General features: G+C 60.4%; 19 protein-coding genes. 14 read left to right on the forward strand and 5 right to left on the reverse strand.

Annotated elements, in window-relative coordinates; all coding sequences use genetic code 11:
• Positions 1-115: 115 nt before the first annotated feature.
• The 6 genes from I2E45_RS05570 to I2E45_RS05595 all read left to right on the forward strand — a co-directional run bounded on the left by I2E45_RS05570 (position 116) and on the right by I2E45_RS05595 (position 7,429).
• A complete protein-coding gene (locus I2E45_RS05570) occupies positions 116-2,101 on the forward strand; it encodes an NAD(+) synthetase (RefSeq protein ID WP_195444836.1) in 1,986 nt (661 codons plus the stop codon).
• Positions 2,102-2,238: 137 nt separating this feature from the next.
• The gene (gene ruvC / locus I2E45_RS05575) at positions 2,239-2,760 is read left to right on the forward strand and encodes a crossover junction endodeoxyribonuclease RuvC (RefSeq protein WP_118405685.1); all 522 of its coding nucleotides are present in this window, start codon (positions 2,239-2,241) and stop codon (positions 2,758-2,760) included.
• Entirely contained in the window at positions 2,760-3,380 is a 621-nt protein-coding gene (ruvA, locus tag I2E45_RS05580) for a Holliday junction branch migration protein RuvA (RefSeq protein WP_195444838.1), read from the forward strand. The genes ruvC and ruvA overlap by 1 nt, the downstream gene beginning before the upstream one ends.
• Positions 3,380-4,447 (forward strand): Holliday junction branch migration DNA helicase RuvB, encoded by a 1,068-nt coding sequence (gene ruvB, locus I2E45_RS05585; protein ID WP_022095140.1) that lies wholly within the window; start codon positions 3,380-3,382, stop codon positions 4,445-4,447. Before ruvA ends, ruvB begins: the two co-directional genes overlap by 1 nt.
• A 144-nt stretch (positions 4,448-4,591) precedes the next feature.
• Positions 4,592-6,259: a formate--tetrahydrofolate ligase gene (locus I2E45_RS05590; RefSeq protein ID WP_195444840.1), complete on the forward strand. Its 1,668-nt coding sequence runs from the start codon at positions 4,592-4,594 to the stop codon at positions 6,257-6,259.
• A gap of 180 nt (positions 6,260-6,439) precedes the next feature.
• The gene (locus I2E45_RS05595) at positions 6,440-7,429 is read left to right on the forward strand and encodes a hypothetical protein (RefSeq protein WP_195444842.1); all 990 of its coding nucleotides are present in this window, start codon (positions 6,440-6,442) and stop codon (positions 7,427-7,429) included.
• An 18-nt stretch (positions 7,430-7,447) separates the two neighbouring features.
• Here the strand turns inward: I2E45_RS05595 and I2E45_RS05600 are convergent, their stop codons facing one another.
• Entirely contained in the window at positions 7,448-8,629 is a 1,182-nt protein-coding gene (locus tag I2E45_RS05600; protein ID WP_195444844.1) for a cation diffusion facilitator family transporter, read from the reverse strand.
• Between the two features lie 218 nt (positions 8,630-8,847).
• On the opposite strand from I2E45_RS05600, the gene I2E45_RS05605 reads away from it, so the two are divergent.
• Positions 8,848-10,185, forward strand: a complete 1,338-nt coding sequence (locus I2E45_RS05605) for a TFIIB-type zinc ribbon-containing protein (RefSeq protein WP_195444847.1) — start codon at positions 8,848-8,850, stop codon at positions 10,183-10,185.
• A gap of 425 nt (positions 10,186-10,610) precedes the next feature.
• On the opposite strand, the gene I2E45_RS05610 is transcribed toward I2E45_RS05605, so the two are convergent.
• Entirely contained in the window at positions 10,611-11,660 is a 1,050-nt protein-coding gene (locus I2E45_RS05610; protein WP_229028365.1) for a PDDEXK nuclease domain-containing protein, read from the reverse strand.
• Between the two features lie 168 nt (positions 11,661-11,828).
• Here I2E45_RS05610 and I2E45_RS05615 point away from each other — a divergent pair, with 168 nt between their 5' ends.
• Positions 11,829-12,098 (forward strand): hypothetical protein, encoded by a 270-nt coding sequence (locus tag I2E45_RS05615; RefSeq protein ID WP_138340451.1) that lies wholly within the window; start codon positions 11,829-11,831, stop codon positions 12,096-12,098.
• Between the two features lie 96 nt (positions 12,099-12,194).
• Here the strand turns inward: I2E45_RS05615 and I2E45_RS05620 are convergent, their stop codons facing one another.
• From I2E45_RS05620 to I2E45_RS05630, 3 genes are all read right to left on the reverse strand, one after another.
• The gene (locus tag I2E45_RS05620; protein ID WP_195444848.1) at positions 12,195-14,690 is read right to left on the reverse strand and encodes a phosphatidylinositol-specific phospholipase C; all 2,496 of its coding nucleotides are present in this window, start codon (positions 14,688-14,690) and stop codon (positions 12,195-12,197) included.
• A 305-nt stretch (positions 14,691-14,995) separates the two neighbouring features.
• Positions 14,996-15,601 carry a hypothetical protein gene (locus I2E45_RS05625; RefSeq protein WP_195444850.1) on the reverse strand — a complete coding sequence of 202 codons (606 nt, stop codon included), beginning with the start codon at positions 15,599-15,601 and terminating at the stop codon, positions 14,996-14,998.
• A gap of 241 nt (positions 15,602-15,842) precedes the next feature.
• Positions 15,843-16,442, reverse strand: a complete 600-nt coding sequence (locus I2E45_RS05630) for a hypothetical protein (protein ID WP_138112912.1) — start codon at positions 16,440-16,442, stop codon at positions 15,843-15,845.
• A 379-nt stretch (positions 16,443-16,821) separates the two neighbouring features.
• Between I2E45_RS05630 and I2E45_RS05635 the strand changes: the two genes are divergently transcribed.
• The 6 genes from I2E45_RS05635 (at position 16,822) to I2E45_RS05660 (ending at position 26,438) form a co-directional block, all read left to right on the forward strand.
• Positions 16,822-17,454: a cyclodeaminase/cyclohydrolase family protein gene (locus I2E45_RS05635; RefSeq protein ID WP_055310221.1), complete on the forward strand. Its 633-nt coding sequence runs from the start codon at positions 16,822-16,824 to the stop codon at positions 17,452-17,454.
• 2 nt (positions 17,455-17,456) lie between these two features.
• Positions 17,457-18,311 carry a bifunctional 5,10-methylenetetrahydrofolate dehydrogenase/5,10-methenyltetrahydrofolate cyclohydrolase gene (locus tag I2E45_RS05640; RefSeq protein WP_195444852.1) on the forward strand — a complete coding sequence of 285 codons (855 nt, stop codon included), beginning with the start codon at positions 17,457-17,459 and terminating at the stop codon, positions 18,309-18,311.
• A 101-nt stretch (positions 18,312-18,412) separates the two neighbouring features.
• Positions 18,413-19,936: a C69 family dipeptidase gene (locus tag I2E45_RS05645; protein ID WP_195444854.1), complete on the forward strand. Its 1,524-nt coding sequence runs from the start codon at positions 18,413-18,415 to the stop codon at positions 19,934-19,936.
• 99 nt (positions 19,937-20,035) lie between these two features.
• On the forward strand, positions 20,036-20,452 hold the full coding sequence (locus I2E45_RS05650) for a hypothetical protein (RefSeq protein WP_195444857.1): 417 nt from the start codon (positions 20,036-20,038) through the stop codon (positions 20,450-20,452).
• A gap of 8 nt (positions 20,453-20,460) precedes the next feature.
• Complete coding sequence (locus I2E45_RS05655; protein WP_195444860.1) at positions 20,461-22,224, forward strand: ABC1 kinase family protein; 1,764 nt, start codon at positions 20,461-20,463, stop codon at positions 22,222-22,224.
• Positions 22,225-22,574: 350 nt separating this feature from the next.
• Positions 22,575-26,438, forward strand: coding sequence for a DUF4430 domain-containing protein (locus tag I2E45_RS05660; RefSeq protein WP_195444863.1), 3,864 nt, complete (start codon positions 22,575-22,577; stop codon positions 26,436-26,438).
• Positions 26,439-26,445 lie beyond the last annotated feature (7 nt).

Consider the following 26,445-nt stretch of genomic DNA (forward strand, 5'->3'; position numbering starts at 1 on the left):
GCGCGCCCCCGCTCGGGGTATCATAGCTAGCATATGCACATGCAAGCGCCGGCTGCATTATGCGGCCGGCGCTTTTACTACGATTTCGATGGTTTACGACGGAAAGGGCTGGGCCATGAAGCTCGCGCTTGCACAGATCGATATGCGCCTGGGTGATATTGAGGGCATTTGCGGCCGCATCGAGGACCAGGCTCGTTTGGCCCACGAGCGCGGGGCGCGCGTGCTGTGCGTTCCGGCTCCGCTCTTTATGGGCGCCATGCCCGGTGGCCTGGTGGGCGCTGCCGACTTTGAGCACGACGTGCTTGCCGGTTTGACTGGTGTCGCCGAGCGTATCCAGGAGCTTGACATGATCTGCATCGTGCCCGCGGCGGTTTCGTTTGAGGGCCAGCCGCTGCTCGACTACATGATGCTCAAGGACGGTCATGTGGTGCCGGCGCGTTCGAGCATTGCCTTGCAGCGTGGCGAGAACAACGACACGCGTTGGGCGCCGCCGGTGTTCGACGTGGACGGCGTGCGCATCGCCGTGATTTTTGACTTGGACCGCGAGCTCGAGATGTTGCCGACCGGCGTCGACCTCATCGCGTATTTCCAATTCAACGCGTTTGACATGACCGACCGCGAGACTGCCGCCATTGCCGCCGTTCGCTGCGGCGCCTACCGCAAGATCGCATCCAAGCGCAGCGTGTGGTTTGCCTGCATGGCGCCGGTCGGCGCCTATGACGAGTCGGTGTATACCGGCGGTTCGTTTGTGCTCGACGACTGCGGTCGCGTGGTGGCCCAGGCGCCGTGTTTTGAGGAGAGCCTGCTGGTCCAGGAGATTCAGCGCGGCGTGATGCTTGATGCCCTGGAAGATCACGAACTGCCCGAGTTCCGTTCCGAGGAGTGGCTGTGGCAGGCGCTGGTGCTCGCCGTGCGCGACAACGCCCGAGCACACGGTGCGTCGCGTGCTGTGGTGGCACTCGAGGGTGACTTGCCGTCGTCTTTGCTGACGGCGCTGGCCGTCGACGCTCTGGGCCCGCGCAATGTGATTGGCCTGGTGCTGGGACGCAACCGTATCTTTACGCCGGCGCAGGAAGAGGCCGAGGCTGCCCGCTGTGCCGCCGTCCGCGCCATTGCCGAGCGTTTGCACATTCGCACCGTCGAGCGCGATGCACCGGATGCGGCGCGTGTGCTCGATCGCGACGTGTCGGCGGGTGATGCCGAGCGTCTGCGCTCGCGCACGCTGGGCCTCATGCTGGAGGACACGGCGCTCGAGCTGGGTGCGATGGCGCTGAGCCCGCTGTCCAAAACCGAGTACGCGCTGGCGGCGCCGGCGCTTTGCGGCGGCTACCAGGGCGATTACGCGCCCTTTGGCGATGTGTACCTGTCGACGCTTGAGTTTGTGGCACGTGTGCGCAACCGCACGTCTGCCGTGGTGCCCCAAGAGCTCGTGACGCTCAACGCGGTGGAAGATTGTATGGAGCGAGTGCTGGCGCAGGCGCTCTCAACGCTCGACGGTCCGGTCGATATGCTCGACCGCGCGGCGCAGCTGCTCGGCGGGCTTGAGCCGGGTGAGGTCGATGGCGCGCTCGAGGCGCACGTGGACCGCAATCGATCTTTCGACGACATCCCGATGGCCGCTGGCAAGCCTGAGGCCTGCTCGCTGCTGCTGATGCTCGTTCGACAGGGTGAAGCTGCCCGCCGCATGTTGCCGATGGCGCCGATCGTCTCGGCCCGTTCGTTTGCCGAGCGTGCCTGGCCGTACATGCTCGCGTGGTCCGACCTGGGGCTGAGCGGCAAGGAACGCATGACGGTCGATGCGCTGGCGCGCGCCGAGGTGAACCGCTTTGCCGACGAGGATACAAGCGAGCGCATGCGTGGCGAGATGATGGGCATATTGGGTGACCTGTTGGGCATTTCGCCCGAGCAGATGGAGGAGCTGCGCTCTGAGGACGGTCAGCGTCGTTTACACGAGGGAATGAAAAAGTTCGAGGGCGAGGTTCAGGACGCCATCGATAAGATGATGGGCGGTCAGGGCGGCTCGCAAGGTAGTCCCCAGGGTGGCCCGATGCCGCACCCGCCAGTAGATCCGAGGCAGTTCCCCTTTTTCTCGCAGAACTAACTATGGGATAGGATTCGCTTCCAACCCCGATACTTCAACTAAGCATCTTGGCCCCGTTGTGTTATTCTAGAACAGACGTTCGTGAATGATGCGCGGGGCCTTGTCTTGCGCTGTGCTTGTGGCGAGGGGAGGTCGGCTTGGTTATCTTGGGCATTGACCCCGGTTTGGCTCATACGGGTTGGGGGATTATCGAGGAGCGGCGTGGCGAGGTTCGCTGCCGTGCCTACGGTTGCATCGAGACCAGCGCGGGCAGCCCGCTTGCGGTGCGCCTGTCGCATATCGCCCGTGACCTTAAGGATGTCGTCGAGCGTTATCGACCCGACACAGCTGCTGTCGAGAGCATCTACTTTGGTGCCAACGTTCGTTCGGCCATCCCCACGGCGCATGCCCGCGGTGCTGCACTCGTAGCGCTTTCGGAATGCGCGCTCGAGATTGGCGAGTACACGCCCATGCAGATCAAACAGGCTGTGGTGGGCACCGGCGCCGCGGACAAGCGGCAGGTCGCCTATATGGTACGCACGCTAACACAGCTCGACCACGACCCGCATCCCGACCATGCCGCCGATGCCCTGGCCTGCGCCATCTGCCACGTAAACCTCAGCCGCACCCGCGCCCTCACCGGTGGCGAGTTCTATCAACAGAGAGGAACCGGATACTGATGATTTCCCAGCTCCACGGAACGCTTGTCGAGTCCACGATGAGCTCTGCTGTCGTCGATGTGTCGGGCGTTGGCTTTGAACTCGGCATCTCGGGCAGCACTGCGGCCACGTTGCCGACGCCCGGCGGCGAGGTCCGTCTCTACACGCGTATGCAGGTGCGCGAGGACGCCATGACACTTTTCGGTTTTTCCTCAAAGGATGAGCGCACGATGTTCGACCGGCTCGTGTCCGTTTCGGGCGTTGGCCCGCGCCTGGCGCTTGCCGTGCTTTCCACCTATACCGTGGGGCAGCTGTATTCGCTGGTGATGGCCGAGGACGACAAGGGCATGGCCAAGGTACCCGGTGTGGGCAAAAAGACAGCTCAGCGCCTGATCCTGGAACTCAAGAGCACCTTTGCCAAGGATAAGGGCTTTGTGCCGGTCGACGTGATTCCCGGACAGGTTGCGATGCCCGTGCCCGCTGCCGCTCCCTCGGCGATCGACGATGCCCGTGCGGCACTCCTTTCCATGGGCTTTAGCCCGCAGGAGACCGATGTTGCCCTGAGCGGGTATGATGGGGAGAATATGCGTGTCGAGGATTTGCTCGGCGCGGCGCTTAAGCGACTTGGAATGGATGCGTGATGTGGGAAGCCGATGACTCTCAGGACCTGTGGGCGACGCCCGGCAACTCGCCGGCGGCATCCATGGCGCACGGCGAGCGCATGGTGGGCTCGGAGCTGACGGCCGAGGACCTCGATGTCGACCGCACTTTGCGCCCCCAGCGCCTGGACGATTACTGTGGCCAGGAGCACATCAAGCAGAGCCTGCGCGTGTTGATCGAAGCGGCGCAGAGCCGTGGTGAGACGCTCGACCACGTGATTTTCTCGGGTCCTCCGGGCCTGGGCAAGACCACGCTGGCCACCGTTATCGCCAACGAGCTGGGCGCTCAGATCAAGACCACGAGTGGCCCTGCCATCGCGCGCACGGGCGACCTGGCGGCCATCCTTACTAACTTGCAGCCGGGTGATGTGCTGTTTATCGACGAGATCCACCGCCTCAACCGTTCGGTCGAGGAGGTCCTGTATCCCGCGATGGAGGACTTTGCCCTCGATATCGTGATTGGCAAGGGTCCGGCGGCGCGCTCGATTCGCCTGGATATTCCCAAATTTACGCTGGTAGCGGCAACGACCCGCTCAGGCATGTTGACAGGCCCGTTGCGCGACCGCTTTGGCATTTCATATCGCCTGGATTACTACACGGTCGAGGAGCTCGCGCAGATTGTGACGCGCTCGGCGACTATCCTGGGCGTGACGATCGATCATCCCAGTGCACTCGAGATCGGCTCGCGTTCGCGCGGTACGCCACGTCTTGCCAACCGCCTGCTCAAGCGCGTGCGCGACTATGCACAGGTGCGCGGCAACGGTCCCATTGAGCTCGATATCTGCCGTCAGGCGCTCGAGTTCTTCGAGATCGACGAGCTCGGTCTGGACTGGATGGATATTCGTATCTTGGAGACGCTTGCCAAGACGTTCTCCGGTCGTGCCGTGGGACTTACGACCCTTGCCAGCGCGGTGGGCGAGGACCCGGGCACGCTCGAGGATGTCTATGAGCCCTATTTGCTGCAGTGCGGGTTGATGATTCGTACGCCGCAGGGCCGTCAGGCAACCCTTCGCACCTTTGAGCACCTGGGGATTGAACCTACCGTTTAGGGCGCTTTGTTTTGGCGGGCTGTTGGACTATCGCTGGGCATCGGGTAAACATATCGCCGTTCATCGGTTATGGGCGTTTTACTATTGCGCGCCCGTGCTATGCTGAATTGGTCTTTTTCTCATTCGGTAACGAAAGGACCGCCCATGCCTACTGACATCGAAATCGCACGTTCTGTCACGCCGCTGCCTATTACCGAGGTGGCCAAGAACGCCGGCGTCGACGTTAAGCACCTGATTCCGTACGGCTTCGACAAGGCTAAGGTCGACTATTCACTGCTCAACGAGCCGACTGATCACCAGGCCAAGCTTGTCCTCGTGACCGCCATCAACCCCACGCCTGCGGGCGAGGGCAAGACCACCACGACCATCGGTCTGGCCGATGGCCTGCGTCGTCGCGGCGTCAAGAGTGCCGTGGCCCTGCGCGAGCCTTCGCTCGGCCCCGTCTTTGGCGTTAAGGGCGGTGCTGCCGGCGGCGGCTGGGCTCAGGTCATCCCCATGGAGGATATCAACCTGCACTTTACCGGCGACTTCCACGCTATCGGTGCCGCCAATAACCTGCTGGCCGCCATGCTCGACAACCATATTCAGCAGGGCAATCAGCTCGGTATTGACGTTAAGCGCATCACTTGGAAGCGCGTCGTCGATATGAACGACCGTCAGCTGCGCCACGTCATCGACGGCATTGGCGGTAAGGCCCAGGGCGTGCCGCGCGAGGACGGCTTCGATATCACCGTTGCCTCCGAGGTCATGGCAATCCTGTGCCTGTCCACGAGCATCAACGATCTTAAGGAGCGCTTGGGCGAGATCGTTGTCGGCTACAGCTATGCCGGCGAGCCCGTCCGTGCCCGCGACCTCAAGGCCCAGGGTGCCATGGCCGCGTTGCTTAAGGACGCGCTCAAGCCCAACCTGGTGCAAACGCTCGAGGGCACGCCCGCGTTTGTCCACGGCGGTCCCTTCGCCAACATTGCCCACGGCTGTAACTCTATCATGGCCACGCGTATGGCGATGCGCTTTGGCGATGTTGCCATTACCGAGGCCGGCTTTGGTGCCGATCTGGGTGCCGAGAAGTTCCTCGACATCAAGTGCCGCATGACGGGCGTTCGCCCCAGCGCCGTCGTGGTCGTCGCCACTGCCCGCGCGCTGAAGTACAACGGTGGCGTCGCCAAGGCCGATCTCAACGAGGAGAACCTCGAGGCACTCAAGGCTGGCATGCCCAACCTGCTGCGTCACGTCGACAACATCCAGAACGTATATGGTCTGCCCTGCGTGGTCGCCATCAACCGCTTCCCGACGGACACCGAGGCCGAGCTTGCGCTCATTGAGTCCGAGTGCCAGAAGCTCGGCGTCAACGTTAAGCTTTCCGAGGTCTGGGCCAAGGGCGGCGAGGGCGCGCTCGAGCTTGCCGATGAGGTCATGCGTCTGATTGAGCAGCCGGGCGAGCTCAAGTTTGCCTATGAGGACGGCGCTGATGTCGCTGATGCCCTCGAGGCCGTTGCCACCAAGGTCTACCGCGCCGACGGCGTTGACTTTACGCCGGCCGCCAAGCGCCAGCTCGCCGAGCTGCGCGAGAATGGCTTTGGCAACCTGCCGGTGTGCGTCGCCAAGACGCAGTACAGCTTTAGCGACAACGCCAAGGCCCTGGGCGCTCCCGAGAACTTCCGCATCACGGTGCGTGAGCTCAAGGTTTCCGCCGGCGCCCACTTTGTGGTCGCACTGACTGGCAGTGTTCTGACCATGCCGGGCCTGCCCAAGGTCCCTGCGGCCGAGAACATCGGCGTCGACAACGACGGCAACATCACCGGCCTGTTCTAAGCTCGCTGCTCATAGCCGCTTGCCCGCCCCGTCGCGCCTACCAAGGCCCGGCGGGGCTTTTTGATCCTTAGGCCCGCGCATGTCTTGTAGATACCGACGGACTCTGCCCATCATAGGCTTTTGCGCTGGTAGAATGCATGGATAACTTGATGCTTACAGGCGACGGAAAGGAATCGTTGCATGGATCAGGACAAGACAACCGTGATGGGCGGCTACGGTTCCGCGCAGGCTGGCGATAGCGCCGATGCGACCCGCGTTGTTCCCAACCCCGGTTATGTCGACCCCGCCGCGACGCAGCCTTCTGCCGAGCCCACCCGGGTTATGGGCTATGGCGACACGGCGCAGGATTCTTACGCTGCATCTTCGCAAGGCCCCTATGGCAACGCAGCTCCGGATCCGTTTGATTGCGCGCCGCAGGATTCTTATGCTGCCTCGACGCCGAATCCCTACGACAACCTGCCGCAGAATCCCATTCCGCAGCCTCAGCAGACGACGTATATGCCTCGCACGGCGCAGCCTCGCTACGAGTCGCGCGAGCCGTATCGCGAGTACCCCAAGTCGATTCCGCAATATGGCGAGGACGAGGAGAAGAGGCCGTCGCGTTCGTCGAGCGCGATCAAGAAGATCCTCATCGTACTGGCGATCTTCTTTGCGCTGTCGGTTGTGTTTGCCATCGTGTCGGGCATGCTCAACAAGCGAGGGAGTTCAACGGCCGATGCCACTGCCGAGCAAACCGAGCCCGCCTCGTCTAGCACCGTTGATTTGAGCGATATCCCGGGGCAGTACTGGTCCAACGCCAAGAAGATCCTCAAGTCGCGCGGCGCCGATCTTTCGAATGCCGTGGTCCTGACTGATGATGGCTCAACGCCCGTCGTCGATGCCAACTGGGTCGTTACTTCTGCCTACTATAACGACAGCGGCAACCTCGAAATTCAACTCACGCACAAGAACAGCTCGGGCAACTCGTCCGGCGGCCAAAGCGGTACCGATAGCTCGAGCTCCAATACGCTGGAGGACTTGAGCAACAAGGCACAGGAGTTGGGAGACAAGGCGCAAGAGCTGGGCGACACGGCACAAAACCTGGGCGATACCGCGCAGAACTTGGGCGGCATGGCGACGGATGCCTGGAACGCCCTGCAAAACGGCATCTCGGGCGCGCAGGGAAACTAGCGGACGAGCGGAGCGGGGCTAAAGCTGTTCGGCCGGACGCTCGGGCGAACTAAAGCCCGAATCAAACGTGACGACGCACGAGACGTCGGGCCGGCGCTCGTGCACGATGCGCGTGACGAGCTCCAGCAGTTCCTCGTCGGATATGTCAAAGCCGTCGGGACGCACCAGGTCAAACGAAACGAACCCGTCGTGCTCGTGCAGGTCGTGGATGGAGAGCGCGGGATCGATCTGCATGACGCCGCGCTTGACCCAGCCGCGCAGGTCGTCGCCGGTGGTGGCGATGGGGTCGCAGTGCAGCGTGATGCCGATGCCCATCTGGCGCTTGATGTCGTGCTCGATGGTGTCCAGGATCTCGTGGTGTTCAAACGCGTCGCCCTCGCCGGGCATCTCTACGTGGGCGCTGGCAAACTGACGGCCGGGGCCGTAGTCGTGCACCATGAGGTCGTGCGTACCCAAGACCTGCGGATAGGACATGATCTTGTCGCGGATTGCCTGGACGAGCTTGGGGTCGGGCGCTTGCCCCAGCAACGGGCTGATGGCGTCGCGCACTAGGCCCATGCCGCTGATGCAGATGAAGATGCCCACACCCAGGCCTGCCCAGCCATCGAGGTCAAAGCCTGTCGTCTGCGAAATAAGCGCCGCCACCAAGACCGAGCCCGAGGTGATGACGTCGTTTTTGGAGTCCTGTGCCGTGGCGATGAGCGTCTCCGAGTCGATGCGATCGCCCAGCGTGCGGTTGAACGCTGCCATCCAGAGCTTAACGAGCATGGACAAGACGAGGGCGGCTAAGGAGAGCACCGAATATGCAGTGGGGGAAGGCTTGATGATCTTAGTGACCGACTCGAGGATCAGATTGATGCCGACGGCGCAAACCAGGACGGCGACGAACAGGCCGGCTAGGTACTCATAGCGACCGTGGCCATAGGGGTGACCTTCGTCTGCCGGGCGGCTGGCAAGGCGGAACCCGAGCAGACTCACGATGTTGCTCGAGGCATCGGAGAGGTTGTTGAAAGCGTCGGCGATGAGGGAGACGGAGCCGGCGAGCAGGCCCGCGATGCCCTTGGCCAAGCACAGGGTGATGTTGAGGCCAATGCAGACGAGGCTTGCGGAAAAGCCCGCGTTGGTGCGGCAAGATGCATCGACCGGCTCGCTCTCGCTGCCGGGAACAAGCGTATGTACCAGCCGATTTACAAATAGCATAGCGGTCGTCCTCACAATCATGTTTAAGGGGATAGTGTAGCTCGCGCGGGGGCGCCGTGCACCGATGCTCAGAAAATGCAGCAATAGTCTGCCGGTGCTAACGAGCGAGCCTTCTCGTCTGCCTGGGTGGTCCATTTTGGGCCACATGGGTATGGGCATGTGCCTGTTTGCTCGACATACTTAATGTCGACAGCCCCTGTGCAAAGGAGGACGTTTCCATGGACGAGATGTTTGCCATTAAATGTCAAAACTGCGGCGGCCCTATGTACTCGCACCAAGCTAAGCGCAGCTTTGAGTGCGCTTATTGCGGTGCGGTCATTCCGTGGCAGGCGGACGCCGGAGAGCCCAAGAGCGCTTTGGGCATTCGCCATACGCCGTTGACGGTAGTGGATGGACTGCTCAAGCTCACGCATGTGTCGCAACTCGAGCGCCCGGAGGACCCGGACTGGTATTTCTTCAATTCGCACTGGCGCAATCAGTCGGTCCTGGAACATCTGCTGTGGGAGGACCGCGGCACGGCGCAGGAGTTCCAAGAAGCGACGCACGTGAGCATTCCTTGTCCCTTCTGCGGAGCGTCCTTTGAGGGCGAGTCAACGCAGCGTGTGTTTGAGTGCCCGTCCTGCGGCAACAAGATCGGCATTGCCGACCTGCTCAAGCCCGGTACCTTCAGCAAGCGTCTGACCATGGGCGTGGGTGCAGAGTATGTGCCGGAGCAGGGTATTCCCTGCGAAATCTCGCCGCAGCAGGCACGTGCCAACGCGCTGCAGCTGGTGCGCCAGTATCCGGATGCCTTTGCCGGGCACGACGTGGAAGACGCGATCCAAAACGACATGATGCTCTTCTATTTCCCCATGGCGCTGGCGGACTTGCGCATGATGGCGAGCTTCCCGGGCAAGGGCCTGAGCAAGGAGGCCTTGGTGTACTACGAGGTGCTCGACTGGGCATACCCCAGGGCAAACTACCTGGACGTTCGCCTCATGGGCATTTTGGAGCCGTGGGACTTTGCCAAGGTCGGTCCGTTCGATCCCGCCATGCAGGAAGGTGACTTTCGCGTTGTCTCAGTCGATGCGTCTACCAAGGACCAGGTGGTCATTGATAAGTTGGCGCTCGACGTTGCGGGCAACGACGCCGAGGCTGTACTGGGGCTCAATAAAAAGAGCATTCGCATGTGGGCGCGCAAGGCCCGCAAACATAAGGACGGCCTGGTGATGGTGCCGGTCTACTTTGTCGATCGTCCGGCGACAGACGGCCGCGATGGCGAGCAGGTGCGCATTGCCGTAAACGGCCAGACGGGCCGCGCGGCCGCGGTGGTGTTTAGCGACAAGCGCGAAACGCATATCGTGGCGCCGCTCAGCCCGAGCCTGCATCTGTCCGGTGAGAGCACCGTGCACGCCACGCCCGTCGAGGTCAAATACGTTAAATCGCCCTTCCTGTACCAGATCGTGCGCCGTGGAGGCGGCGAGCAACCGCGCCAGGTTGCAGCCGCCGTCGAGGGTTCCTACCGAGAGGAGAAGCCCAAACGCCGCGGTCTGCTGGGTGCGCTATTTGGGAAGTAGGGGAGTAGCACCGGTTGTTGCCGTAAGGTGATGGCCGGGGGTGCGGGGCAGCTCTCAGGAGTGCGGGCTGCCGTCTGATTGTTTGAGGGTGCCAGATGTAAATAAACAGTGGAGCGGCTGCAAAAGAGCCTCCTCACTGGGTAAAATCAGGTTGTGCCGCGGAACCCGCTCCTCAGCTAGTCACACTTCGGAAGCGCGGGCAACGCAGGTATTATCGTCTAAAGGGCCGGCTGCAACCGGCCCTTTTCTGTGGCAGCCAATGGACCCACATCAGACGAAGGCCGCGTCTTTGCCTGTCAGGTCACGCTCGCCAGCCACGGCTAGAATGTCGTTGCCGGCGTCCATGACCGGTATTGTTTCGTAGCGTGCGTCGCAACCGCGAGTGCGCCTGCGACGGCTGCGGTGGCTTCGGTCGCAACGTGCTGCTACCCTTGCGTTTCGCCATTGGTCGCTTCGTTGATGGCGCGGTACTCGGCACTCAGCTCGCGCGCCAGCTCTTCCTTGCTTGGAAGATACGGCAGGTATTTGGCGGCAAACACTTGGTCGTTGTCTTCGGGCAGCGTGTACTCGACAATCGAATCGCTTTTGTCCGCGCAGAGCACGATGCCTATGGGCGGATTGTCGCCTTCGTTCATGAGCTCGCGCGTGTAGTAGTTCACATACATTTGCATCTGGCCCAGGTCCTGATGCGTAAGGTCGTCCGTCTTAAGGTCGATGAGCACGAAGCAGCGCATCAGATAGTTGTAAAAAACAAGGTCAATATAGAAATGGCGCCCATCAAAGGTGATGCGCTTTTGGCGCGCCTCGAAAGCGAAACCACGGCCAAGCTCCAGCAGGAACTTCTGAAGATGCGTGATGAGCGCCTGCTCTAGATCGCTCTCGCGAAACGCAGTATCGTCCGAGAAACCTAAAAACTCCAGTACATATGGGTCGCGGATGATATCCTCGGGGCGACGAGCCGGGGCGCTCTTTTGGATTTCCTGGGTGACGGCCTCCTTGTCCTTGCTGGCAAGTAGGCGCTCGCGGAACATGGTGTTGATCTGGCGTTCGAGCTGACGCGTGCTCCAACGAGAATCGGCGCATTCGTTCATGTACCATGTTCGAGCATCAGGGTCGGTTATACGCGATAACCTGCGGTAATGTGTCCAATTCAATTCGGAACGCAGCGCGTTCCGGATTGGGAACGCAAGATAAAACTGACGCATGTATCTTAAGCTTCTGGCGTTGAAGCCTCTGCCAAAATCCTTAGTCAATCTAACGGCAAGTTCGTCGATCAGTGCATCGCCATACTTGGCGCGCTCCTCTCCGCCCTGTTCATCAACAATACTCTTGCCGATCTCCCAATATGCCTCAACCATCGCAAAGTTAACGGCGGTATAGGCCTTGTCGCGAGCGGCGTTGAGAATCGAGGAGACCTGCTTGTAAAAACCTTCGGGCACGATTGCCGATTCTCCACGGTTTACTAGTTCACCCATCACTGTCGCCCCACTTTCCTCTTGTGGAATGCATCTTTAACGCATTTAGTTTAAAGCCTCGCGCGGGCACGAATTGCTATGTTGTCTGGCACCTTCGCATGGGAGCCTTGCGGTGGTTAAAATGTGACCATAGAGGCAGTTTTAGCGAACCCCGCGGGAGTGACGCGTATGGACAACAACACGCTGCTGTTCCAGGACAAAGGTTCGGGTAGGTTTAAAGACGTCAAGATCTACCCTAACCGCATCGAGGTGCTCAAGAAGGGCACTTTTGGTGGCAAGCACACCGAGATTGTTTATCTTAAGGACATTACGGGGGTCAGCAGGATCAAGGGCCGCGACGTTTTCCTACGTAACAGGCTGTTGACTGCCTGTGTCTTTAGTCTGAGCAGCCGCTCCCAAGCTCAGGAGTTCGTGAATGCGCTGAACATGGTGATGTAGCCGATAACGGTGTTCGGGCTAAGGTAAAAATCGGGGCGCAGAACGGTATTCTGCGCCCCCCCCAATTGAGTCGATGTGTCTAAAAGGCGGGCTTGCCTATTCGCTGTCGTCCCCAACGTTTTCGCGGTCATTGGCAAGCATCGCCGCGCCGGCGACCGTTGTCGCCACGGCGGCGGCAGCGAGCCCGGCGGCAACGCCAGAGCCGTCGCCCGTGTCGGCGAGTTTTCCGGTCGAGCCCTTGCTCTTGTTGCCGCCGCCGTTCTTGTCGGCGCCGTCTGCGTTGGAACCCGTGCCGCTACCGGTGCCTCCTGCACTGCCCGAGGCCGCTACGGTAAAGCTTGCGGCTCCATCGCTGGCGAGCGTGTAGCTCTGCGCCGCGTCGCCCAAGAGACCGTTCACGCGCACCCAGTACGTTCCCGCGGTAAATGCCTCGCCCTCGGCCATCGCCGTTCCCGGAGCGCCGTTCGCGTCGTGCACAAACTCGAGCTGGGCCGTGCAGGCATCGGTTTCGAGCTTGCCCTCGAGTGATGCCGCAATCTTGGCGCGCACGTCTTCGCCGGCCTTAAGGCCTTCGAGTCCCTCAAAATGGGGCGTCAGCGCGCGTGGATCGATATCGATGGGCACGGAGCCCCGCAGCTCCGTAACGGTCTCGTTGCCCAAGGCGTCGACATCCACATATTCGATGGCAAACGCATGGCCCGAAGCTGCCACGTTGAGTACGTTGCTGCTGTCGACGAGGCGGAAATGACCCTCGCCAACGGTCTTGCCGTCCTGGAATGAGGCATCGCTCAGCGAGTCGCCGTACGTCATGCGCATGCGGGTCGGGAGATAGTACGGGAGATAGTACGAAGCCGTCTGCTTGTGCTCCGTATCGTAATTGCGCTGGTAGATGCTCCGGGCCAGCGCCGCATCAACAAAGTCGGATGCGATGATGCCAATGTGCTTGAGGTAATCTGACTTTGTATCCTCGATGCCGCTGGGATTGATGTACGGGCTCTTATACAGATGCTCGTTGACTACTCGTGCCGAGGTAAAAGGATTGCCTCCGTGCGACAAGCCCGTGCAGCTGGTGTAGTTGATAGACCAGCAACGCTCCAGGACTTTCTCCTTGGCCCCGTTATCGTCCTCGACATCTACCTCGTTGCGCGTGCGCCCGGTCGTTTCCTTCAGCGCATTATCGACCCAGCTGAGCTTGTCGGTTCCCGTGAGTTTGTACTTGTCCTGGGCGTATACCTTGGTGCAATAGGGCTCTTTGTCGCCTGTTTCCCCCGCGGCTTCAAAGCCCCGCGCGTCTTGGACGAGGCACATGGAACTGCTGTCGGTGTGCGCTGCGATTTTGTTATCCCATTCGGTGAGGTCGAGTCCCCACGTGTGGCCGCTTACGCTGTCGCCGTCGAGTCCAAATCGACGTAGCAGGACGATCTTTCCGCGCACCTCGCCCAGTGTGGGAACGCGGCTCGACGTATAGAACAGTTTGGGGTTGTCGTCCAAAACCTTGGCGAAAGCCGTCGTAACACTTTCGTCGGTAGCCTCGTCGTTGCCTCGTGATACAAGCATGATGAGCGCTTCTGTCGGGTTTTCGTTCAAAAACGTTTTGAAGTAGCCTATGACATCGGAAAGATGCAAAAAGTACGCGTCTTTTTTGAGCAGGTAGTACATCCCATGGTCGATGCCAGGGTTGTTGCCCTTTCCGAGACGGATATCAAAATAGCGAATGCCTTCGAGCAGCTGCGTGGGAATGTAATCCTGCTGGCATTTTACTTGCGAGGATTGGGGCTCAGTGTCGTTGTCCACGCTGCAGGTGCCCGAATCGTGCGTGCCCGGGATGCTCAGCTCGTCGAGGAACTTGTTGTCGTCGACGTATTTCATCCAACATGGTCCGTCGACGTAGCTGCTGTACGTAATCCAGTCGAGGCTGCTAACCGTGGCATCGTTCTTTTTCATGTCGTAACCGATAAGTTCGAGCTCCCACGGAATGCTCTTACTCTTACTCTTATGGCAGATCTTATTGTTGTCCTGGTCTTCGCCGTTCGATTCTATTGCCAGGTACTTAATGTCTTTTTTCTCGGTTTCTTTCTCGACCGTGCGGTCTCGGATGATATAGGTTCCGTTTGATTGACGCTCGAACGCAAAAGAGCGACTGGGCTTGCCGTCATGCTCGCCACTCCATACGTGGATGACCTTTCCGTCTTTGTCCGAGTCGCCATCGACCGACCAAATGCTGTAGCCCGTCTTTTTATGCTCTTCGAAATTGAGCAAGGTGCGGATAGCATACCAGTTTGTATCGTCATTCTTGGTCGTTACGTTCTCAAGGATGAGCTTGCTGGACGTGCCGTCATTAAACAGATGGCAGACGTTGCCGATGACGTTGCCGTCTTCGTTAACGCTTGCGGTACGAAAATAGCCCGCGGGGCGAAGGCGAATGACGAAATTGTTGAGGCTGACCGACGCTGTGGCAGCGTCGTCTGCAAATGCCGCTCGTGGGCCAATGCCCAATGCCGCGGTTTCGGGCAGGCTTGCAAGTGGCGACAACGCCGCGAGTCCAAGGCCCAACGTAAATGCTCGGCGGCTGATGGCGTGGTGTTCGGTCATAACTTCTCCATTCGTAGAGTGCGGTTATGCGATAGTTTTGGTCACTATACTGCTCAGATGTTTAAAGATGCTGGTTTAATTGTCTGCGCGGCGCAATAAATCGGCGGGCGGACGTGTTGGGGTGTTTGTCGTTTTCGTACTGTTGCTACATTTGGAGCGGTTCCGGCGTCCGGCATCCTCGCGTTCGTTGGCTACCGGCATAAGAAAGGGAGGGTCGGTTTACCGGCCCTCCCTGGGTACGAAGCGCTGGGGTACCGCCGCTTGTTAGCACTGCGCCCGTGTTTCCCGCTGCGCTCGCCAGTTACTTAGCGCTTGATCTCGATATCGTCGAGCTTGACGTCCATGGCCTCGGTCTTGGCCTCGGCGATGTCGTCGGCAAATTCCAGAGACTTCATCATGGTCTCGACGGCGTCCTTGTGTTCCTCGACGTTGTCGATACGCACGTAGACGCTGCCGCCGCCTGATTCGATGAAGTACTCAGTCGTCACGCCGCCCGAGTGCGTGAAGTAGGCGCTGCGCCAGGTCTTGCCGTTGTACTTAACGGGATCGCTCTCGGTCCATCCAGAGTTGGCCTTCCACTTTGCCTCGTAGTCGAACAGCTCGTCGGCGTTCTTGTCAGGATCGAAGACGGGGATGAAGCGATCGCTGGCGTGCTCGCTCTCGGTGAACTTGAACTGGGCCCTGTCGGCGGTGTCGCCTGCGACGTCCGTGATCTCGACGCCCTCGGGCACCTCGACTTTAAACCAAATGAAGTCAGTCCTCATATCCACGGCTGGCTTTTCCGCTCCACCGCCACCGCCACCGCCACCGCCGCTGCCGGTAGCGCCGCCGCTGCCACCGCAGCCCACCAGGGCAACTGCGGCAAAGAGACTGATGCAGAGGGTGAGAATCGCAAAGGCCTTCTTTTTCATGGTCGTGTCCTCCTCGATCTGTAATCGTCCATGGGTTACCTGCCTTTACTGTACGCGTGGACGGCTCCTTCGGGTGGGCCATGTGTCCCATTCTGAGGGCCGGATTTGCGCCGTTAAGTGGCAATATGTTCGGGCGCAAAAGAGGGGAGGGCTGGTGCTGTCGGCCCTCCCCGGGTTGGGCGCCCGTTGTTTTAATGGGGCGCATGTGCGCGGGTGCGCGTAGGCGCGTGCGGGTGTCCCGTTACTTGATCTCGATGCTCGAAATCTCGACTTCGCGTGCCTCGGAAACTGCCTCTTCCATGTCATCGGGGAACTCGATGGAGTTGAGGAGTGCCTCGGCTTCTTTCTTGTGCTGGTCGAAGTTCGAGATGAGGACGTAGACGCTTCCCGGCTCAACATCGGTAAAAAGCATGGTTGAGATGCCGCTGTTGTCCTCGTATGTTCCGACGAGCCACGTCCTGCCGTTATACTCGACGGACCCGCCATCTTTCCACTGGAACGTATCCCCCTTCTTTTCCGCCTGGTCGGCGTGGGATTCCTCGGCCGTCAGCGCTTTTTTCCAAACGGGGATAAAGCGATCGGCCGAGGCGTTCTCGTCTTCGGGGAAGGTGAGCTGGACCCTGTCGGCATTCTTGCCGGCAGAGTCGCTTACGCCGACGCCCTCGGGCATCTCGACCTTAAACCAGATGTAGTCGGTCTTCTTGGCGACGGGGGCCTTTTCCTTGCTCTCGCTCTTGGGGGCGCTGCCGCCGCCCGATGCGCTCCCGCCGCAGCCCACAAGGGCGAGCGCGGCAAAGAGGGCGATGCAAAGGGAAAGGATTGATAGGGTCTTTTTCATCATGGTGGCGTCCTCCTTGTCTGCTGATGACATCACGGCGCCGCATGCTGTTGGGGTACTGATTGCGCTGGCGGCGGATGTCTCTGTGTACTGTGCGACTTATGCCTCCGTTCATCGCTTGTGGCCGTTGCGCGGCCGTTCCCCAACGGGTTCCTTACTTATAGATATGCCCCAGCTTGTGCTGCTCGGGAGTCTCGAAAGGTGGGCCATGTGTCCCATGTTTGCGTTGACATGGCCTATCGTGTGCCATAGAAATCCGCGATGGCCAGGTGCGCTGACGCTCGCGTACTTATGGGCTAGACTTAGCACCATTACGTGATCGATGCGGTCGGCCGACGTCGGCCGCCCGACCGATATATATGACTTGAAGGTGCGTGTGCGTATGAGCCAAGAGATGATGGATAAAACCTGTCGCGGTTTTGCCGAGGCGCTGGCCGCGCGCGAGCCAGTTCCCGGTGGTGGCAGCGCGAGCGCTTTTGTGGGCGCGCTGGGCGCCTCGCTGTGCGGAATGGTTGCCCGCTACGGTGCGACCAATCCCGCGCTTGCTGATCGTGCGGATGACCTGACGCGTGCGTTTGCCCAGGCAGACGAGTTGGCGCAGGAACTAGTGGGCCTGGTTGCCGAGGATGTGCGTGCGTACGGCCAGGTGTCTGCGGCATACGGTATTCCGCGCGAGGACCCGGCTCGACCGGCTGCGATTCAGGACGCGTTGCACGTGGCGGCCATGCCGCCGTATCGGATCATGGATGCCTGCGGGCGCGCGCTGGCGCTGCTCGAGGACATGGCAGACAAAGGCTCGCGCCAGTTGCTGTCCGACGTGGCGTGCGGTGCCGTATTCTGCCGCGCTGCCATGCAGGGCGCGAGCCTGACGCTCTTTGCCAACACCACATCTATGAAAGACCGGGCGCGCGCCGAGGAACTCGAGGCGGCGTGCGATGAGCTGCTGGATACGTGGCTGCCGCGCGCTGATGCGCTGGCGCGCCGCGCCGCCGATGCCGCGAGGAAGAGGGGGTAGCCATGGCAGAGCTGCTCAAGGGTGCTCCCGTTGCCCGTGCTTTGACCGAGGAGCTCGCCGCTCGCTGCACGGCTTTGCGCGAGCGCGGCGTTGTGCCGACGCTGGCCATCGTTCGCGTGGGCGAGCGCGAGGACGATCTATCCTACGAGCGCGGCGCCCTCAAGCGCTGCGAGAAGGTTGGCATCGAGGCTCGCCGCATTTTGCTTCCCGCCGATGTTTCGCAGGACGAGCTGCTGGCGGCTATTAAGGACATCAATGCTGACCCCGCTGTTCACGGCTGCCTGATGTTTCGCCCGCTTCCCGCTGGACTTGACGAGGATGCGGTTGCCGCGGCGCTCGATCCCGCCAAGGACGTCGACTCCATGACGCCGGCCTCGCTGCTTACCACGCTTTCGGGTCGTGGCGAGGGCTTTGCTCCCTGCACGGCCGAGGCCGTGTTGGCGTTGCTGGACCATTACGGTGTTGAGCTGGATGGGGCAAAGGTCGCGGTCGTCGGTCGGTCGCTGGTGATTGGTCGTCCCGTTGCCGCCATGCTTACGGCTTGCAATGCCACGGTGACGACGTGCCATACGCATACGCGCGACTTGGCTGCTGAGTGCCGTGCAGCTGATATTGTGGTTGCGGCCGTTGGACGCGCGCGCACGATTGGCGCGGATGCGGTTCGCGAGGGCCAGACGATCATCGATGTTGGCATTAATTGGGACGAGGCCGCTGGCAAGCTGGTCGGCGATGTCGATTTTGATGCTACGGAACCGATCGTTGGCGCAATTACTCCCGTGCCGGGCGGCGTGGGGGCTGTGACCACGGCGATCCTCGCCAAACACGTGATCGAGGCGGCGGAGCGCGCATCGAAATAGGCGTTTTTGCCCACAGGGGCTGCCGAAGCCGTGGTTTCGCCCTTTCTGCGCCGAAGCGATACACTGTTGCCGTTTGATTTCTTCGCTCAAGGAGGATGCGCATGCCGTGCACAACGATTCTGGTCGGTAAAAACGCAAGCTACGACGGGTCGACCCTGGTCGCGCGTAACGAGGACTCGTCCAACGGGGTATTTGAGCCCAAGCGCATGCGCGTAGTGCATCCCGACGAGCAGCCGCGTGTCTACACGAGCGTCCTGAGCCACCTGACCGTTGAGCTGCCCGATAACCCCATGCGCTATACGAGCGTCCCCGATGTTGTCCCGGGCCACGGTATCTGGGCCGAGGCCGGTTTCAACGAGCTCAATGTTGGCATGTCCGCAACCGAGACGCTTACCACCAACGAGCGCGTCCGCGGCGCCGATCCGCTCGTGGACTACGTGCCCGCCAAGGGCAACGAGGGTGAGGACGGCTATGTGCCGGCGCAGCCCGGTGGCCTGGGCGAGGAGGACATGGTGACCCTGGTGCTGCCGTATGCCAAGTCCGCCCGCGACGGCGTGCGTATCCTGGGCGACCTGCTCGAGCGCTACGGCACCTACGAGAACAACGGCATCGCCTTTAGCGACGTGGGCGAGATCTGGTGGCTCGAGACCATCGGCGGCCACCACTGGATTGCCAAGCGCGTGCCTGACGACGCCTATGTGACCATGCCCAACCAGCTGGGTATCGACAGCTTTGACCTGGATGACGCCGAGGGCGCCCAGACCGACCACATGTGCTCGGCCGACCTGCGCTCCTGGATGGCCGAGTGGCATCTGGACCTGACGCTGGGCGTCGAGGGCGACGGTCCGGCGACGGTCTTTAACCCGCGCGAGGCCTTTGGCTCGCACAGCGACAGCGACCATGTCTACAACACGCCGCGCGCGTGGTACATGCAGCGCTGCCTCAACCCCAGCGACGTGTGGGATGGTCCCGAGGCCGACTACACGCCCGAGAGCGACGATATCCCCTGGAGCCGCGTGCCCGAGCGCAAGGTGACCATCGAGGACATCAAGTACGTGCTTTCGAGCCACTACCAGGGCACGGAGTACGACTGCTACGGCAGCAAGGGCACGCCCGCTACGCGCGGCGCCTATCGCCCCATCGGCATCAACCGCAACAGCCAGCTCGCCGTGTTGCAGCTGCGTCCCTATGCGCAGCCGGCCTATCGCGCCGTGCAGTGGATGGCCTTTGGCTCCAACTCGTTTAACGCGCTGGTTCCGCTGTACGCCAACGTCGAGACCATGCCCGAGTACTATGCCGACACGCAGGCTCGCGTGACGTCCGAAAACTTCTACTGGGCCAACCGCCTGATCGGTGCCCTGGCCGACGTCCGTTTCCATGAGTGCGGCCGCGCGGTCGAGGATTATCAGGAGAAGATCGGTGGCATGGGCCACAAGCAGATCCATGACGTCGACGCTGCCGTAGCCGCTCTGCCCGAGGTCGAGGTGCCTGCCGAGCTTGCACGCGCCAACGAGGCCTTTGCCGAGCGTGTTCGCGTGGAGACCGATGCCCTGCTGGGCAAGGTGCTTTACACCACGAGCTGCGCCATGAAGAACTCTTTCGCGATGAATGACAACGTGAGGTAGGGATTTCCCGTCGATCGAATAGCGCTAAAACGCTTTGTCGCTTTCGCTCAATCTTGGGTACAAGAACGCCAATGCAGTTGTTTGTGATTGGAGATAACCATGGTTATGAAACTCGATCAGCTTGTTAACGGCGCCATTAACGTGGGCTTTGGCGCTGCCGCCGTTGCTGTCGAAGGCGGCAAGAAGGTCCTCGACGACCTTAACACCAAGGGCGAGCAGGTCCGCAAGGACACCACCACCCCCGATATCGCCCGCAGTGTGTCCGACATGTTCGAGCAGGCCGGCGGTACCATCTCCGATCTGACCGAGCGCTTGGGCATGCAGGGCGAGACCGCGGCCCAGCGCGTGCTTGACGAGCTCATCCTTGCCCGGGTCCGCGTCATGACCGCCCCCGAGCGCACGGCCTTCCTGGCCCATGTGCGCGACATCGTCGATTCGGTCGAGGACAACGTGACCTCGGTGCCCGTCGAGTCCGTTGAGCCCGACGATGCGAAGGATACCGAAGAGGCCGAGTAGCAGCGCAGATGGCAGATTCCACCACCGATTACAACAATCTAGATCCTTTGGGTGACGAGGCGGCGGTTGTCGATGAGGTCGATGCCGCCGTCTCGGGCGCTCGCAAAAAGCCGCGCGCTGTCGATATGGTGCCCGAAGAGCCCGACGCGATGGCGCCGGACGAGGAATACCAGCTCACGCCGGCGGGTCGTCGCGAACGCATCGGGCAGATTGTTCGCTTGGTCAAAAAGTACCGTGTGTGGGATAACCTCACGCCGGTTCGCTTGCGCCGCCTGCTCGAGGAGCTCGGCCCCATGTTCGTCAAGATGGGGCAGATTCTGGCCAACCGGTCCGAGATTCTGCCGCAGCGCTTTTGCGATGAGCTGCGCCGTCTGCGTTCCGACGTGGAGCCGGTGCCCTACGAGGTAGTGCTCCGCTGCTTGGAAGAGGAATACGGCCTGCGCCTGGGGGAGATGTTCGATGCGATCGACCCCAATCCGCTTGGTAGCGCATCGCTCGCGCAGGTGCACCGCGCCCGCCTGGTGACCGGCGAGGACGTGGCCGTTAAGGTGCAGCGCCCCGGTGCGCAGCAGGTTATGGCACAGGACATCGATATCATCCGCTCGGTGGTGCGTATCGTTTCCAAGTTCGTCAACACCGATCAATTCGTTGATCTGCACGGCGTAGTCGAGGAGTTGTGGACCTCGTTTCGCGAGGAGACCAACTTTTTGGCCGAGGCCAAAAACCTCAACGACTTCTACGAGTTCCATAAGAGCGTTCATGGCGTGACGTGCCCTAAATCCTATCTGGACCTGTGCACCGAGCACGTGGTGGTTATGGACTACGTCGACGGCATTTCGATCGCCGATCCCGAACGCTTGGTGGCCGAGGGCTATGACTTGGAAAAGATCGGTGCCGCGATTGTCGAGGACTACTCTACGCAGGTGCTCGATGACGGTTTTTTCCATGCCGACCCGCATGCGGGAAACATCATTCTCAAGGACGGCATCGTCTACTTTATCGACTTGGGCATGGTCGGACGCATGTCGAGTCACGATCGCGGTATCGTCAAGGACATGATTTTCGCCGTGGCCGAGGGTGACGTGCCCAAGCTCAAGGATTCGCTCATGCGCTTCGCCGTGACGCGTGGCGATTCGGCCGAGCTCGATCATTCGGCCTTTTTGTCCGATCTTGACTTTATCGTGGCTGACTTTGCGGGCCTTGACCTGAAGGATTTGGATATCGGCGAGTTTTTGACCTCGCTGTTAAACCTCGCGCGTAAGAATGACGTTGAGCTGCCGAGCGTGGTGACGATGTTCGCGCGCGGCATGGTGACGCTCGAGGGTTTGCTGACCGAGTACATGCCCAACGTCAACATGATCCAGATCATCCAAACCCACATTAAAATCGAGAAAAGCACCTATGCGCGCGTGCGCGACATGGGGCGCGATCTTGCCGCGAGCAGCTATCGCGCGGCGAAGGGCTCACTCGAGGCGGCTGAGTACCTGGGGCTGGCTTCGCGCATGCTTACGCGCGGCCAGCTTAAGGTGAACACGCAGATCATGAGCAGCGATAAGGCACTGCGACAGCTGGGCGGAATTATCGACCGCATGTCGATGGCTATCGTTATCGCCGGCCTGTTTATCGGTTCGTCGGTGGTGTACTACGCACGCATCGAGCCGGTTGTGTTTGGTATCCCGGTCATTGGCTTTATGGGCTACGTGAGCGCGCTGGTGCTGGCGCTTATGCTGGGCCGCAATATCTGGCTCAACAGTCACGGCGGCAAACACTAGAGGCTGCGACCGTCACCGCATTTTCCTATCGCAAACAATGGCTTTTACCTTGGGCTTCGCCTGTGTGCGGGGTCCTTTTGCGTGATACCATTTTGACGGTAATAATCGATGGCCTAGATGGTGGTGCGGAGACGCACGAACGCGCGGTTTTCCTGCGCGTTTGGGAGAATCGGGGTGCAAGTCCCCGGCTGTACCAGTAACCGTAATTCCTCTTGGCTCGGGATGTTCGCGTCGCAGATCGGACGATGCGCCTGAGCCGTTAAGGTTAAGTCGGATCGCCTCCCATCTTGCATGCGGCTGCGGCGTATGCCGCCGGTGTGCATAGGGCTCTGGAGGGAAGGGGGACCCCGATGGGGGAACTCGAGCGTAACATGCGCGATGACGTGGGGCAGCCGCTGGGCAATGCTCCAAGTACAGACAATGGGGGACAAATGGATATGTTTGAGGACGAGCGCGAGCGCGCCTCGCTGCATCGCCGTGGCGCGATTGCACGCGGCGTAGCCAAGCGCGGCCTGGTGGCATTCCTGGCCTTCGCGATGGCCTTCAGCACCACGCCGGCTCAGCTGTGGGCCGAGGGTGCCGAGGGCATTACCGACGCTGTGGCTCAGGCTACGACGCCAGGCGAGGACGCAGCGCTTGCGGGCGGTACCGCTGAGCAGAGCGGCGCCGAGGTTTCGGATTCCGGGAGCGCGCCTGCAGCCAGTGCCGCCACAACAGAGGCAGCAACTGGCGACGAAGGCTCGGCGACGGGGGAGAGCCCTGCCACGAGCGAGCAGTCTTCGACGGTATCCGCTGGCCAAGCAGGATCTGCCGCCGCGGCTGCCGTCCAGACAGAGAACCCGACAGAAACCGGCGATGTCGCCAAGAAGCAAGTCGAGGTCTCGTTCTCGATTATCGGCACCGATGCCGACGGCAAGGCTCAGACCTGGGTGGCACCTACGCAACTCAAGCTCGACGAGGGCGCGACGGCTGCGGATGCCTTCGTTAAGCTGCAGCAGAAGACGGGCTTCAAGGCGGATTACGATCCGAACACGGCATACGGTTTCTACCTCAAAAGCATCACATCCCCGAGCGATGGCCGTACGCTTGCCTTCGATCCGGCGACTTATGCCTACTGGCAGCTGTTCGTCGACGGCGCGTCTTCCTCGGTTGGCGCGAGCAGCGTCAAGCTCACCCAAGGGCAGAAGATTGAGTTTGCCTATACGGCTGGTAGCGCGTCCCCTGTCGTTAAGGACCAGGTTGCCGCAAATGTGACCGTCATTGGTCGCGATGCCCAGGGCAAGACTCAGACTTGGGTCGATAACGCGCAGTATGTGGTGACGTCCGGTTCGAGCGCGCTTGACCTTACGAAGGCCGCGCTCGAGGCGAATGATATTGACGCCGTTGCTGCGGGCTCCTTCATTCTGAGCCTTAAGTACAACGGTGTTGAGCTGGGTACGCCCCAAGATTATTCGACCTATTGGCAGCTGTTTATCAACGGCAAGTCGAGTGACTATACGGCGGACAATGTCACCATCCATGCTGGCGATACCGTCACGTGGTTCTACGGTGGCTGGGGAGACCAGTTGCCGTCCGATTCTGTCCATGCTTCCGTTCAGGTGCTTGGCAAGGACAAGGACGGCAAGCAGCAGGTTTGGGCTTCGACGGGCCAGACGAGTCTCAAGGCGGGCTCTACTGCTAAGGACCTGTTGGAGCAGACTGGTCTTAAACTCAAAGCTACAGAAGAGTCTTGGGGTTGGTACCTTAGGGGCATTACCTCGCCGCTTGACGGTAAGACCTATTGTGGCTCTGATGCTGCGACCAATAGCTATTGGCGCTTCTACGTAAAGGGCAAGTCCGACGCAAAGTACAAGTTCGCCGACGTTGGCGCTGGTGCCTACGAGCTCCATGAGGGTGACGCCGTCACCTTTATGTATGCTGGCGACAGCGATGCCCTCCCTGGTCAGGTGCTTGGATCCGCCGATATCATCGGCCCCGATGTCAACGGCAACAATACTCGCTGGGGCTCGGCAAGCAATGTTTCCCTGCCCGAAGGCTCTACGGCTCAGGACCTTATTGAGACGGTGCTGAAGGCGAAGGGCATTGATTACAAGGCCTTCCAGAGTGGTGCATACTGGTCCATTACTTCGCCGTTCGAAGACAAGTCTTACGGCTATGATGGTGCGACCGGTAAATACTGGCATCTGTATATCAACGGAGAGTCCTCATCTCTCTGTGCCAACCAGGTCACGCTCAAGAGCGGCGACAAGGTTACATTTGCCTACACCACCGAAAAATCGCCCATGCCCGATCCCGACAAGATTGTCGTGGACCCGAGTGCGACGACTCCTAATTGGGATGCCGAGTGGGCCGGCTACGGCAACAGTGGCAACGGTTCGACCGTAACGGATGCCAAGACGCCTGCGCAGGCCGCCGGTCTTAAGTGGGCCTTCGATTGGAAGGCCGAGTCTGGCCAGCAGTATGCCAACTGCAGCGAGCCTGTCATCGCTAACGGCTTTGTGTACATCGCGACCGAGAACGAGCTCATTAAGATCGATTCGTCCACGGGCAAAAAGGTTGCCTCTGCGCCGCTTGCCTCTAAGGTGAGCTATACCTCTCGCCCAATCTATACCAATGGCCTTATCATCGTTCCGCTCAACGGCGGTGCGGTCCAGGCGATTACTGCAGACAAGCTGATCTGCAAGTGGCTGTCGCCTGGTTTGACGGACTTGACGCAGAGCTCCTGCACCGTCGTTTCGGACGGCGAGTACGTCTATGTAGGCTCGGTCGATATTTCGTATGACGAGAATTACAACGCGACCTACGGCAACGGCTCCTTTATGCGCATTAAGATTGCCACGGGCGAAGTTTCTTGGCAGAACATTGACGCTTCCGAGGGCTATTACTGGACTGGTGCGGCTTTGACGGATAAGTATGCCATCGTTCCTACGAGCGCGGGCACGCTTAAGTGCATTGATAAGACGACGGGCGATGTCGTTTCGACCATGAAGCTCGGCGCTCTCGCGAACGCCGACTGTGTCGCCGATCCGTCCAATGGTTCGACCTTCTATCAGATGACGCACGATGGAAAGCTCCATGTGATTTCGCTTTCGGCGAAGGGCGTACTGAGCGAGCAGAAGACGGTCGACCTGGGTCTTACTAATAACATGAGCGCACCGGCGGTGGCTGGCGAAAACTTGATTGTCGGCGGACAGACGGCTACTGGCTCTGCTCTGGCTCTCTATAATCTGAAGACCGGTAAGACCACGATGGTCACCGCTGCTGACGGTAAAGAACTGCCGGCCGGATTTAACGGTATTGCTGCTACTCCGCTGGTGAGTGTTCAGGGTGGCAAGACCTATGTGTACTTCACCGTTAACAGCGCGGATAGCAAGGATTACGTCAACTACTCTGCTGGTGGTGGCGTGTATCGCTATACGCTCGGCGATGCAGAGGCGACGCAGATTTATGATGCGGCTGGCCATTACCAGCACTGCGACTCTCCGGTCATTGCCGATGCATCTGGCAACCTGTACTACATCAATGACTCGGGCACGCTGTTTAAACTTGGAGCTGTCGAGTCTTGGACGGTTGCCTTTAATTCCAACGGCGGGTCTGCTTGCGACACTAAGTTTGTTGCTACGGCCGACGGCAAGCTGGTCAAGCCGGCCGATCCGACGCGCGATGGCTACACTTTCGGCGGTTGGTATACCGATGAGACTTGCACGCAGGCGTATGACTTCAGTACGCCGGTGACGGCCGACCTGACGCTGTATGCCAAGTGGACTAAGAATGCCGTTAACCCTGGCGGTAATGGCGGTTCAGGCTCCAATGGCGGCAATGGCGGCGTTGGTTCGAATGGCGGCGGCGGTTCTAGTACCGGTACTGGTTCCGGCACTGACGCTGGCACGGGTTCTGGCTCCGGCTCGAAGGGCGGCGCTATTGCCCCGGGCAAGAAGCCGGTGACCAAGACGACGGTGTCGACCAAGACCGAGACCAAGGACAACAAGTCCGACAAGAAGTCCGACAAGAAGTCTGACAAGAAGGACAACAAGTCCGACAAGAAGTCCGATTCCAAGTCCGATACGGGTGCTGCTTCCATGACCACTGCTAAGAAGTCCTCTAGTGCTTCCGAGCAGGAGACGGGCACCAACCCGCTCGCCATTGTTGGCGTTGCCGCCGGCGTCATCGGTCTCGCCATCGTCGGCGTGTTCGTGTTCACCAAACGTCGGTAGGTGAGGG

The sequence above is a fragment of the Collinsella aerofaciens genome, from assembly GCF_015555045.1.
Taxonomy (GTDB): domain Bacteria; phylum Actinomycetota; class Coriobacteriia; order Coriobacteriales; family Coriobacteriaceae; genus Collinsella; species Collinsella aerofaciens_W.